This window comes from Pseudooceanicola nanhaiensis DSM 18065 (assembly GCF_000688295.1).
Classification (GTDB): domain Bacteria; phylum Pseudomonadota; class Alphaproteobacteria; order Rhodobacterales; family Rhodobacteraceae; genus Pseudooceanicola; species Pseudooceanicola nanhaiensis.
On sequence record NZ_JHZF01000013.1, the window covers coordinates 33,567 to 46,320 of the forward strand.

Below are 12,754 nucleotides of genomic sequence, written 5' to 3' on the forward strand. Positions count from 1 at the left end.
AGCTTCCCCGACCGCCCCGGTGATGCTCAGCCGGCCTTGCGCTTCTCCGTCCCGGCCGTCTTCAGCCCGCCGAGGTCGAGATCGACGAAGGACCCGCCCTCGGCCGCGAGCTTCTTCAGCGTCTCCGCGGGTGCGAAATCCGGGTCCTCGGCTCCGAGCTTCTCCATCCGCGCCAGCACGGCCTTCGGCCCCACCATGTCGCCGTAATACATCGGCCCGCCCTTGTCCTGCGGCCAGCCGTAGCCGTTGATCCAGATGACGTCGATGTCCGAGGGTCGCTGCGCCTTGTTGTCCTCGAGAATCTTCACCGCCTCGTTGATCATCGAGAAGATCAGCGTCTCGGTGATCTCCTCCTTGGTCATGGTCGAGGGCTCGGCCCCGGTCACGTCGCGGATCACCTTCTCCGTCACCTCCGAGGGCTTGCGGTTCCGCGCCTCGTCGTAATCGTAATAGCCCGCGCCGGTCTTCTGGCCGCGGCGGTCCATCTCGCAGAGCGCGTCGCGGATCGGGTTCGCGGTCTTGGCGCCTTTCGACCAGCCGATGTCCAGACCGGCAAGGTCCGACATCTGGTAGGGCCCCATCTTGAAGCCGAAATCGTTGATCGCCGCGTCGATGTCCCAGGGCATCACGCCCTTGTAGAGCAGCTTGTTCGCCTGCACCTGCCGCGCGCGGAGGATCCGGTTGCCGACGAAGCCTGGGCAGACGCCCGCCATGACGGCGACCTTGTTGATCTCCTTCGCGACCTTCATCGAGGTCGCCACCACGTCGTCGGCCGTGTGATCGGCGCGGACGACCTCGAGCAGCTTCATCACGTTGGCGGGCGAGAAGAAGTGCAGCCCGATCACGTCCTCGGGGCGCTTCGTCATCGCCGCGATCTCGTCGATGTCGAGGCCCGAGGAATTCGTCGCCAGGATCGCCCCGTCCTTGCAGATCGCGTCGAGCTTGGTGAAGACCTCCTTCTTGACGCCCATGTCTTCGAAGACCGCCTCGATCACGAGGTCGCAATCCGCGAGATCCTCCATCTTCAGCGTGGGCGTCATCCGGCCCATCCGCGCCTCGACCTCGTCCTGCGGGAAACGGCCCTTGTCGGCGCTGCGCTGGTAATTGCCGCGCATCACCTTGAAGCCGCGGTCCAGCGCCTCCTGCTTGGTCTCGACGATGATCACCGGGATGCCCGCGGTGGCGAAGTTCATCGCGATGCCGCCGCCCATGGTGCCGGCGCCGATGATGCCCACGGACCTCACCGGACGCGTCGACGTGCCGGGCGCGAGGTCGTCGACCTCCCAGGCGAGCTTGCCGGATTCGCCGAGGTAATCGGCCACGTCCATGCCGGAGTGTACGTTGCTCATGATGGTCTCCCAGATCCTTCCGACCGGCCCCGCGGCCGGTCTCCTCCCGCGCCGGATCGAGTCCCGGCGCCGACTTGGACGCGACGTTAGGAACGCCCCCCGGAAGGGTCAAGCGAGCCCCCCGCGCAGTTCACAAGTCTGGGAGAGAAGCCCCGGCGCGGCCCCCGCGCCGGGGCGGGCGGTCATTCCGCCGCGGCCATGCGCCGGTTCAGACGGACCGAGGACCAGAGCGCGATCCCGATCAGGAGCGCGCCGCCAAGCCCGGTGATGACCTCGGGGACATGCACCAGCGTCTGGGCATACATGATGACCGACAGGACCAGGATGGCATAGAACGCCCCGTGTTCGAGGAACTGGTACTGTGTCAGCGTCCCCTTCTCGACCAGCATGATCGTCATGGAGCGCACGTACATCGCCCCGATGCCGAGGCCGATGGCGATCACGAAGAGGTTCTGCGACAGCGCGAAGGCCCCGATCACCCCGTCGAAGGAGAAGGACGCGTCGAGCACCTCGAGATAGAGGAACGCGCCCAGCCCGCCCTGCGCCGCACCCGTCACCGCCTGCTGCTTGCGGTCGAGCACGCCGCCCAGCACCTCGACCAGCAGGAAGGTCAGCAGCCCCCAGACCCCGGCCCGCAGGAAGGTCGCCGCCTGCCCGTCGTCCTGCAGGCGCGAGAACAGGATGAGGAAGACCAGCACCACGGCCACCTCGATCCCGCGGATCGAGGCATAGCGCACGGCCCAGGCTTCCAGGCGCCGGATCCAGTGCACCTCCTTCTCGTGGTCGAAGAAGAAGCTCAGCGCCACCATCATCAGGAAGGTCCCGCCGAAGGCCGCGATCGGCAGATGCGCGTCGTGCATGATCTCGGAATAGCGCCCCGGGTCCGAGGCGGCGAGCACCAGCGCGTCGATCGGCCCGATCCGGGCGGCGATCACGACGATCAGCACCGGGAAGAGGATCCGCATGCCGAAGACGGCGATCAGGATCCCCCAGGTCAGGAAGCGGCGCTGCCAGACCGGGGTCATCGTCTTGAGCTTGTTCGCGTTGACGATGGCGTTGTCGAAGCTGAGCGAGATCTCGAGCACCGAGAGGACCGCGACGATGAAGAGGACGGAGAGCGTCCCCTCCAGCGTCCCGGTCATCGCCCAGCCGAGCCAGCCGCCAAGCCCGATCCCGACCGCGGTGAAGAGAAAGGCCCAGCGGAAATAGCCGAGCGTGGATTTGTGGCCGTGGGTGGCGTCGGTCATGACGTCGCCTCCACGAAATTCGTCTGCGGCGAGCCCGTGCCGCAACGTGCCGTTCTGAACATGATGTATCGACCGTATGCGGCTTTCCCGTCATCTGCGCCGACATCGCAAGAGTGCCGCAAGACTCTTGCCAGAGGGGCCCGGTCGCCACCGGCCCGGGCCGCGGTGCGCGGCGGGGGCGGTATCTTCGGGCATACCTAGTCCGATCCGGGCGACGGTGCAAATCCCGCGCGAAAAGAATCCCGGCTCCTGCGGCGCGGCGATGACAGGGCCCCTGCCACCGGGCTAAGAGGGGGCGGACGACAAGGGGATGTGCAGCGTGAAGATCGTGCAGTTCGGGCTCTGCCACAGCCCCAACCTCGGCGACGGGGTGATCGCGGAATGCCTCGCCCACGGGCTGAGGGCGCGGGCGACCGGGGCCGAGGTCGTGCATGTCGACATCTCGGGGCGGCAGGCGCGCGGCGCGACGACGATCCGCAACCGGCGCCTCGTGCTCGCGGTGCTGGAGGCCCTGCCCCGGCCGCTGCGCCATGCGCTGGCGCGGCGCAGGCTGAACGCGATGATCGACGGGGTCGAAGGCCGCTGGCGCGCGGCCGCGCGGGCCGATCTCGCCGTGATCGGGGGCGGGCAGCTGTTCTCGGACGCGAACCTGAACTTCCCGGTCAAGATCGGCCGCGCGGCCGGGATGATCGCCGAAGCCGGAACGCCGCTTGCCGTTCACGCGGTCGGCGTGTCGCGCAACTGGTCGGCCGAGGGCACGGCGCTCTTCGCGAAGGTGCTCGGTTGCGACCTGCGGACGGTCGGCTGCCGCGACGCCGCCTCGGCCGAGGCCTGGCGCGCGCAGATGCCCGGCGGACCCGCGCCGGGCCTGACCGCGGATCCGGGGCTTCTGGCCGCCGATTGCTATGGCGCGCCGGGCGATGCGCCGCGGGGCATCGGGCTCTGCATCACCGATTTCGCGCTGCTCGCCCATCACGCGGACCAGGACATCGCCGGCGGCGCCGCGGGCCCCGCCTTCTATGGCAGCCTCGCCGCGGCGCTGGCCGGCGCGGGCCACGAGGTGACGCTCTTCACCAACGGCGCGGCGGAGGACGAGGCCGAACTGGCCCGCCTCGCCCGCAGCGCGGCGCTCGCGCTCCTGCTGTCCGCGGGGCAGGTCAGGATCGCCCCCGCCGCGGCATCGCCCGCGGCGCTCGCCCGCCGGATCGCCGGGTTCGAGGCGGTGATCGCGCACCGGCTGCACGCCTGCATCCTCGCCTACAGCTACGGACGTCCCATCGTCGGGCTGGGCTGGGACCGCAAGCTCCAGGCCTTCTTCGGGTCGGTCGGGCTGGAAGGCAGCTTCTCGGCCGATGCGGCGATCGACGGCGCCGGCGTGGTCCGGATGGTCGACGCCGCGCTCTCTGCCGGGATCGCGCCCGAGACCCATGCGAAAGCCATCGCCGCCGCGTGGGACGGGGTCGACGCGCTGCTCGCCTGCGTCAGCCCGCCCGGCGCAGGGTGAAGCGGTAGCCGGTCACGTCGCCGGTCGAGGTCTCGCCCGGCGCCACGCGGATCGAAAGCTCCGCTCCGGCGGGCAGGGCAAGGCCGGCTTCATCCAGCTCCAGCCGGTCGGTGACGGTCCAGCGCCCGACCTCCTCTCCGTCCAGCGCGAGGGTCACGACGACGCCATCCGCGCTGCGTTCCGGCGGGTCGATCCAGCCGGTCAGGTCGACCTCCATCGCCTCGGGCGCGACATAGACATGCTCGACCCCGACCTGATGCGTCCCGCCGCCGCCCGGCAGCAGGCTTTCGGGCAGCAGGCGGACCGAACGGTCCGAGCTCAGCCCGAGGTAGGGGGTCCACGGCATGCCCGGCCGGTCCTGGCCCGGCATGGTCACGAAGGGCGCCCGCCCGCGGGGCGAGACGGCGAAGCGCGCGAAGCCCGCGGCGTCGGCACTGTCGGCCCCCGCCTCCGGATAGGGGAACTGGTGGAAACTGTCCGCCAGCACCTCCTGCGGGCCGAGGGTGTAGTCCACCGCGCCGCTCCCGGCGGTCAGGATCAGCGGCGCCGTCTCGCCGAGCCGGAAGCTCCGCCCCTCCAGGACCTTGCCGGTCGCATCACGGGCGGTGACGCCCTCGCCCGGTTCCAGCGCCCGCGGCATGCCCCAGAGGATCACGCCGCCCGGGAAGCGGCAGCCGTAGGTGAAGGGATCGGGCGCGATGTCCTCGACCGGTTGCCCCGCGAATTCCGATTGCACGAAGCGATAGGCCCGCCCCGCAGCGGTGAGCTCGAGGTCCGGGCCGACCAGCGGTGCGTAATCGTCGCCGCGGGTGTTCAGCGCGTACCAGACCGCCCGCGACACGCCCGACAGCGCCATCTGGCAATAGGCGCGCACCAGAACGTCCGGCGCGGCATCGGGATCCTGCGACCCGAACTCGGTGATCTCGACCGGCATCCCGGCCAGCGCGGGATCGCGCCGCATGACGGCGATCTGGCGCGCGAGATGCTCGATCGGCGTCGAATAGGGGTGGAGCGCGATCGCATCCATGTCCGCCGCCGCGCCGAGCGCCGTCAGCCGCGAGAGGTAGCCCGTGGGGATCGAATGCACCCCGCCGCCCACGATCCGCACCCCGGGCCGCACCGCACGCACCTGCTGCGCCACGGCGTGAAGCAAGGCGGCATAGGCCCGCGCCCGCGCATCGAGCGTGTCGTCCTCGAGCGGGCCGGTGACGAAATTCGCGCTGTTGAACTCGTTGCCCACCTCGACCGCCCGGATCGCCGGAAAGCGCAGCGCGGTCTGCGCCGCGTGGTGGCCGAAGGCGCGCACCGCCTCGGGGCTGAGCGGGGTGGTGCCGCCGTCATGGGCGGGGTGGCCGTTGTTCACCGTCAGGCTCATCCGCGCGCCGCGGGCACCGACGAGGTCGGGGAACATGGTCCGGGGCGTGTCGAAGACGAAGCGGCCCGGCCCCTGTTCGACCTCTCTCCAGTAGACCGCGTCGCGGAAGTCGCGCACCGGCAGGTCCAGCGCGGCGGACATCATCCCGACCTCGAACCCCTGACCGAAATTCGACGCGGCGGCGAGCGCGGGGCCCTTCAGGTCCAGCGCGTGGCCGGCCCCTGCGCCGAGCCCGATCATCAGCGTCGCGGCGGTGAATATGCGCACGTCCTGCCCCTTTGGCCAACCCGCCCGGACCGTGGCCGCCGCGCGGCGGAACCGCAACCGGATTGTGGCGGATGTTTCGCGCTCGTGAACAGAGAACTGCCGCACCCCGGTGCCGTTGCGCCGCAGGTGACGATAACCGGCTCGCCTGCGCGCGGCGCACTTGACGAGCGGGCCCGGAATGGCGCCAGAAGACGGCATGGAGATCGTCCCCAGCACAGTCCTCGCCCTGATCGCGATCGCGGGGCTGCTGATCAAAGGGCCTTATCGCGGCCTCTGGATATTCTTCGCCGTGACGCCCCTCGGAGCCGCGGCGGCCTTCAACCTGCCCGCGCTCGGCGGGGCGACGATCCTGATCTCGGACCTCGCGGCGGTCACGATGCTGGGGCTGGTGCTGGTCCACCGGGGCGGTCCCGGCATGGTGGCGGGCACGCTGCGCTTCGGCGAGCCGGGGTTCTGGCTGATGCTGCTGGTGGTCTACGCGATCTTCTCCGTGCTCTTCCTGCCGCGCCTCTTCGCGGGCGAGACCTCGGTCTTCTCGCTCGCCCGGGTGAACAACGAGACGGGCATCGTCGAGGTGCCGCTGCGCGCCACCACCGGCAACATCACGCAGCTCTTCCGCCTGATGCTGGGGGTCGCGGCCTATCTCGCGCTGGCCACCGTGTTCCGGATGCGGCCCGACGCCCGCACCGTGGTTCACGCCGTGGCGGTGGCGACCGGGGTCAATGCCGCGCTCGGGCTGCTCGACCTGCTGAGCTACGAGATCGGCGTGCCCGAGGTGCTCGAGCTGATCCGCACCGCGAATTACGCGATCCTCTACGACGTGCGGATGATCGGCATCAAACGGATGATCGGCGGCTTCCCCGAGGCGTCGAGCTTCGGGTTCTACACGCTCGGCCTCTTCGGCTTCTGGCTGCAATACTGGATCGGCACGCCGCGCTCCCGCCTCGCCATCGCGATGCTGTCGGTCACCACGGTCGCGCTGCTGCATTCGACCTCCTCCTCGGCCTATGTCGCGCTGGTGGCCTTCGCCGGGGTGCTGGGCGTGGTGGCACTGGCGGCGAACCTGCGGCACAGGCTGCCGCGTCGGGGCACGATCATCGCGGTCGGCGCGGGCATGACGGTTCTCGTGACGGTCTTCGCGCTCTTCCTCGCCTACGAGACGGTGCCCTCGGTCGCGCTCTTCTTCGACCGCGCCCTCTTCGACAAGCTGGGCGGCGCCTCGGGCGTCGAGCGGATGAGCTGGAACGCGCAGGCGTGGCAGAACTTCCTCGACACGATGGGCCTCGGCGCGGGGCTGGGCAGCGTCCGCGGGTCGAGCTGGCTGGTCGCCACGCTCGCCAGCCTCGGGGTGCTGGGCACGCTCTTCTACCTGCTCTTCATCGGGACGGTGATGGGCGGCGTGTCGGGGCGGCGCGGCACGGACCAGCGCTCGGTCGTGATCCGCTCGCTCCGGGCCGCCTGCCTTGCGCTGGTGATCTCGGCCACGCTGGCGGGGGCGACGCCGGACCTGGGCGTGACCTTCTTCGCCTTCGCCGGCCTGGCCGCCGGGCTTGCCCGCGGTGCGATTCTGAAGCGCCGTGCCGAACAGGCGGAGCACAGCGTCGCCGCAGGTTCTGGCGACAATGTGAAGCCATCCCACGCATTGTAGCTGGAAACCCTGCGTCAAAGCCGGTTCTGTGGCCAAAATTGGGCAAAACCTTGACGCAATCCGCCCGGTTTTCAGATAAGCGGTAAAGAGGCGGTTCACCCGTCCGGCCTGACCTGGCCGGCCTCCCGGAAATCGCAGAACCCCAGTCGCCCTCTCGGAGAGTGTAATGGCCATGACCTCGGGAATGTCGGATGCCTTCGGCCGCGGGATCCTCTCGATCCCGTCGCGCGGAGCGGCCCGTGGCGACAGCGACGGGGTGGACCTTGGCGACCTGTCCCGCGGCGTCTGGCGCGGCCGGTTCGTGATCCTCGCCGTGGCGCTGGCCTGCGGCCTGATCGCGGCGCTGGCGGTGAACCAGGTGACGCCGCGCTATTCCTCGGTCAGCCAGGTTCTGCTGGAAAGCCGCGAACGGCGCTACATGACCGACGAACAGGTCGTCTCGGACCTCAAGCTCAATGACCAGGTGGTCGCGAGCGAGATCTCGATCATGCGGTCGAACGTGCTGCTCGAGACCGTGATCCAGTCGCTGGACGAAAGCCACCCCGGCCTGATCGACGCCATCGACCCCGCCAAGCAGGAGCCCGGCGCGATCGACCGGGCGAAATCGGTCATCAAGTCGGTGCTGTCGCTCGGCGGCAGCGACGGCGAGACGGTGGACGAGGTCTCGCGCCGCGCGCGTCTGGAACGGCTGACCTGGGCGATCCGCAACAATGTCGAGATCTGGCGCGACGGCGATGCCTACATCATCTCGATCTCGGCCAAGACGGTGAACCCCGAGCTGTCGGCCGCCCTCGCCGGCACCATTGCCGAGCAATACATCGCGCTCCAGCTTCAGGGCCGGCAGCAGACCGCCGCGCAGGCGACCGAATGGATCGAGAAGCGCGTCAACGAGCTGCGCGCGCAGGTCGAGATCGCCGAGGACAAGGTCGAGGATTACCGCGCCCGGATGCTGGTCTCGCACGGGACCAGCCTCGACATCATCTCGCAGCGCATGGTCACGCTGAACGACGAGCTGGTGAAGGCCCGGATCGCCCGCGTCACCGCCGAGGCCCGCCATCAGGAGATCACCCGCCTGATGGAGACGGGCGGTTACGAGGCGCTCGGCTCGATGCTGGGCAGCGACACGATCACCGAGCTGCTGCAGCGCCGGGTCGACATCCTCGCCAACGACGCGCAATGGGCCGAGAGCTTCGGCGAGGACCACCCGGAACGCCAGAAGCTCGCGCGCCAGCTTGCCGAAGTGGACCGGGCGCTGAGCGTCGAATTCCAGCGCGCCGCCGATGCGCAGCGCAACGAGGTCGAGATCGCCCGGGTGAGCGAGCAGACCCTCGGCAAGGACCTTGATGACATCGAGGAGAAATACCTGTCGATCTCGCGCGGCTCCATCGGCCTGCGCGAGCTCGAGCGCGAGGCGGAAGCCGCCCGCAACATGTACAAGGATCTGCTGAACCGCTACGCCGAGACCCGCACGCAGGAGCAGTTCCAGGCCGCCGACGCCCGGATCGTCGAACGCGCGACCGTCCCCGGCTCGCCCTCCTCGCCGCGGCCGAAGCTGATGATCTTCCTCGGCCTGATGGTCGGCGGCACGCTCGGTCTCGGCTACGTGCTCTACCAGGTGCTGGCGCGGCCGACCTATCGCAACCTCGCGGATCTCGAGGCCGAAACGGGAATGCCCGTGCTCAGCGTCGTGCCCGCCCGCGACTGGGGCTGCACCGCCGACGCGCTGGCCGAGGTCGAGGCGAAGCCGCTCGGCCCGGTGGCCGAGGCGGTGCGCAAGCTCCGCAACGAGCTGTCGCTGGGCTCCGAGGATACCGAACCGCTGAGTGTCGCGCTGATGTCCGCCCTGCCGGGCGAGGGCAAGACGACGACGACGCTTCTGCTCGCGCGGCTCGCCGAGATGGCGGACAAGCTGGTGATCGTGGTAGATTGCGACATGCGTCAGAACTCGATCCAGAAGGAATACCGCTGGACCATGGAGCATGATTTCGGCGATCTGATCCGCGGCGAATGCGACCTGCTCGACGCCGTCTATACCGAGACCGGCCGCGGCTTCGACGTGCTGGCGGCGCGCGAGCGGCTGCCCGATGCCGCCGACCTGCTGTCCTCGGACTGGCTGCGCGGCGTTCTGGACGAGCTCAAGGATTACTACGACGTGATCCTCGTGAACTGCCCGGCGATGCTGCCCGCCGCCGATGCGCTGGCCGTCGCCCGCGCGGTCGACCAGCGGGTCATGCTGGTGCGCCACGACGACACCCCGCGCCCCGCGGTGAAGCGCGCGCTCTCCATGCTCGAGAACAACGGGCTGGACACGCATGGCAACGTGCTCACGCAGGTCGATCCCGACACCGTGCCGCAGGCGTATCTCTACGAATACGGCTACGACCTGAGAGACGCCTGAGCCCATGGCACGGACCACCGAACCGCGGGTGGCGCTGATCCATTACTGGCTCGTCGGCATGCGCGGCGGCGAGAAGGTGCTGGAAGCGCTCTGCCGGATGTTCCCGCAGGCGGACATCTTCACCCATGTCCACGACCCCGAAAGCATGAGCGACACGATCCGCGCGCACCGGGTGACAGAGACCCGCGTCGGCCGCCTGCCCTTCGCGCGGCGGATGTACCAGAGCTACCTGCCCTTCATGCCCCGCGCGCTGGAAGAGCTGGACCTGACGGGCTACGACCTCGTGATTTCCTCCGAATCCGGTCCCGCCAAGGGGGTGATCGCACCGCCGGACGCCTTCCACCTCTGCTACTGCCATTCGCCGATGCGCTATCTCTGGGACCAGTACCACGTCTACATGCGCGGCACCGGGCCCTTGCAGCGGCTGGTGCTGCCGCATGTCGCGCACCGGCTCCGGGGCTGGGACGTGACCAGCGCCGCGCGGGTGGATTCCTTCGCCGCCAACTCGAACCACGTCGCGGCGCGGATCCGGAAGTACTGGCGGCGGGAGTCCGAGGTCGTGGCCCCCCCGGTCGCCGTGCAGGATTTCGCGCCCGTCGCACGGGAAGAGGTGGGCGACTTCTACCTCTGGTGCGGCGAGCTGGCGCCCTACAAGCGGCCCGACCTCGTGGTCGAGGCGTTCAACCGGCTGGGTCTGCCGCTGGTGATGATCGGCGGGCCGGAGAAGACCGCCGCGAAGCTGCGCGCGCAGGCCAGGGGCAACGTGAAGGTGCTGGGGCGGCGGCCGTTCGGGGAGCTGAAGGAGGCCCTCGCCCGCTGCCGCGCGCTGGTCTTCCCGGGCGAGGAGGATTTCGGGATCGTCCCGGTCGAGGCGATGGCCTCGGGCCGCCCGGTGATCGCCTACGACCGGGGCGGCATCCGCGACACGGTGGTGGACGGCGAGACCGGGCTGCTCTTCCCCGAGCAGAGCGTCGAGGCGATCGTCGAGGCGATCCGCCGGTTCGAGGGCGAACGCCTCTGGGACGTCGACAGCGCCGCGCTGGTGCGCCACGCGAGCGGCTTTTCCGAGGACGCCTTCCGCGCGGGAATCGCCCGGATGCTGCCGCCCGGCTATCTGCCTGCGGAGCCCGTGCCGCTCAGCCGTCCGGCAGGATAGAGAGCTCGACCCGCGAGGGCGTGTCGCCGCCGGTGTGGATGGTGATCTGCGCCGCCTGGGCTTCGGTCTCGGCGTAGGGGTCGCCACCGCCGTTCAGGTTCCGCGCGAGCCGCGGGAAGCTGCTGCCCGCCACATGCAGGCGGAGGCGGTGGCCGGCCGGCACGGTGTAGGCGATGTCGCGCAGGTCGACGGTGGCCTCGTAGACCGTTCCCGGCTCCATCAGCTCCGGCGTGGCGTAGCCGTCCCGATAGCGCAGGCGCAGGGCGCCTTCCTGGATCATCAGCGAGGTCCCGTCGGGGGCGACGTCGGTCAGCCGGGCAACGAGGTCGGTATCGGGCACATCCGTCGAGACGTGGAGACGCGCCCGCATGGGGCCGACGATGCGGAGCGGCTCGGTGAGCTCGGACCCGGTGAGGACGAGGAGGTCCTCCCGCCCCTCGATCGGGCGCTGGTCAAGCGGCCCGGCCCGCTGGTCCGGATCCCCGGTGCAGCAGATCGTCCCGCCGATGGTGGGCACGGGGTCCATGGGATCGGAGGTGAAGCTCTCCCTGCCCTGCGCAGGCGGCTCGCGGTTGAGGCTCTCGCCGTCGAGATAGAAGGTCTCGGTGACGGCGGCGGCGGGGGGCCAGCTTTCGGCGTCCATCCAGCGGTCCTCGCCCATCAGGTAGTAGCGGACGGGGGGCAGCTCCGGCGCGGGCGCGCCTTTCAGGTGGTGATCCATGAACCCGACGAAGAGCGCGTCGAAATCCTGCCCCTGCGCGGGATCGACCGGCATGTCCCCGACCGCGCCGTCCACGAAGGCCCCGCCGATGTCGCAATGCAGGCCCGGCAGGATCAGCGCCGTCCCCTCCGCCCCGGTCTCGCGCATCCGGGCGGCAAGCCGGAGGCTTTCCCGCGCGCCGTCGTACCAGTTGTCGACGATCAGGAATGGCGTGCCGAAACGGTCGTCTGCGTCGATGAAGCCCGAGGCCGCCCAGTAGGCGGGGTCGTCGAAATGGTCGAGGAAGGCGGTGTAATCGGTCGGATCCTCGCGGAACGTCGCCACCGCATCCTGCACCGGAAGGGTGTTCAGCCCCCGCGGATAATCCACCGGCGGCTTGCCCATCCGGTCGGGCGTCTTGCCCCCGGCGGCGACGAACCAGCCGAAGCCCGAGGCGAGGTTGAGGATGCCGCCCTCGAAGAAGCCGAAGAACCCGTAGGCCCCGTCCAGCGTCCCGATGGCGCCGCCCGCCCCCATCGGGATCATCGCGCCATGCGCCGGGTGGCGCTCGCTGCCGAGCATCAGCTGCGTCTCGCCGAGGGCCGAGCAGCCGATGGTGCCGACCTTGCCGTCCGACCAGCCCTGCGCCGCGATCCAGTCGAGCGTCGCCGCCCCGTCCGCCGCCTCGTCCGGATAGGGCGCCCAGACCCCTTCGCTGGCGTATCGTCCGCGCATGTCCTGCACGACGACGGCATAGCCCTCGGGCAGGAAGGTGCGCATCCACTTGCGGACCTCGCCGAACCGCGTCTTGCCATAGGGCAGCCGCATGAGGATCGCGGGAAGCGGTCCCTCCGCCCCCTCCGGCAGGTAGACATCCGTCGCCAGCCGCACGCCGTCCGGCATCGGCACCATCGCCTCGTCCAGCCGCTCGGCCCCCATGGCCGAGACGGCGCGACCGTGTTCCCACTCGGCCTTCTGCGCACGCAGCAGCGTCTCGATCCGGTCCCTCTGCCAGAATGCGACGGCGGCCAGGGCCGCGATGACCAGAACCACCAGCAATAGAACTCTCATCCCTGCCTTCCCCTCGACCCTGCCACCACACCCGGTCTA

The 12,754-nt window shown here is 69.9% G+C and carries 8 protein-coding genes; 4 read left to right on the plus strand and 4 right to left on the minus strand.

The window, feature by feature from the left end; all coding sequences use genetic code 11:
• Positions 1-26: 26 nt before the first annotated feature.
• Positions 27-1,349: a 3-hydroxyacyl-CoA dehydrogenase gene (locus Q344_RS0110350; RefSeq protein ID WP_028286639.1), complete on the minus strand. Its 1,323-nt coding sequence runs from the start codon at positions 1,347-1,349 to the stop codon at positions 27-29.
• Positions 1,350-1,531: 182 nt separating this feature from the next.
• On the minus strand, positions 1,532-2,596 hold the full coding sequence (locus Q344_RS0110355) for a DUF475 domain-containing protein (RefSeq protein ID WP_028286640.1): 1,065 nt from the start codon (positions 2,594-2,596) through the stop codon (positions 1,532-1,534).
• Between the two features lie 319 nt (positions 2,597-2,915).
• On the opposite strand from Q344_RS0110355, the gene Q344_RS23670 reads away from it, so the two are divergent.
• Positions 2,916-4,100, plus strand: a complete 1,185-nt coding sequence (locus Q344_RS23670; protein ID WP_169739189.1) for a polysaccharide pyruvyl transferase family protein — start codon at positions 2,916-2,918, stop codon at positions 4,098-4,100.
• Here Q344_RS23670 and Q344_RS0110365 read toward each other — a convergent pair.
• The gene (locus Q344_RS0110365; protein ID WP_028286641.1) at positions 4,078-5,742 is read right to left on the minus strand and encodes a hypothetical protein; all 1,665 of its coding nucleotides are present in this window, start codon (positions 5,740-5,742) and stop codon (positions 4,078-4,080) included. The genes Q344_RS23670 and Q344_RS0110365 overlap by 23 nt on opposite strands.
• Positions 5,743-5,938: 196 nt before the next feature.
• On the opposite strand from Q344_RS0110365, the gene Q344_RS0110370 reads away from it, so the two are divergent.
• From Q344_RS0110370 to Q344_RS23675, 3 genes are all read left to right on the plus strand, one after another.
• The gene (locus Q344_RS0110370; protein ID WP_028286642.1) at positions 5,939-7,390 is read left to right on the plus strand and encodes a hypothetical protein; all 1,452 of its coding nucleotides are present in this window, start codon (positions 5,939-5,941) and stop codon (positions 7,388-7,390) included.
• Between the two features lie 166 nt (positions 7,391-7,556).
• Positions 7,557-9,788, plus strand: a complete 2,232-nt coding sequence (locus Q344_RS0110375; protein WP_084178376.1) for a GumC family protein — start codon at positions 7,557-7,559, stop codon at positions 9,786-9,788.
• 4 nt (positions 9,789-9,792) lie between these two features.
• Positions 9,793-10,944 carry a glycosyltransferase gene (locus Q344_RS23675; protein ID WP_051630542.1) on the plus strand — a complete coding sequence of 384 codons (1,152 nt, stop codon included), beginning with the start codon at positions 9,793-9,795 and terminating at the stop codon, positions 10,942-10,944.
• Here the strand turns inward: Q344_RS23675 and Q344_RS0110385 are convergent.
• Positions 10,925-12,715 (minus strand): CocE/NonD family hydrolase, encoded by a 1,791-nt coding sequence (locus Q344_RS0110385; RefSeq protein ID WP_084178377.1) that lies wholly within the window; start codon positions 12,713-12,715, stop codon positions 10,925-10,927. The genes Q344_RS23675 and Q344_RS0110385 overlap by 20 nt on opposite strands.
• Positions 12,716-12,754 lie beyond the last annotated feature (39 nt).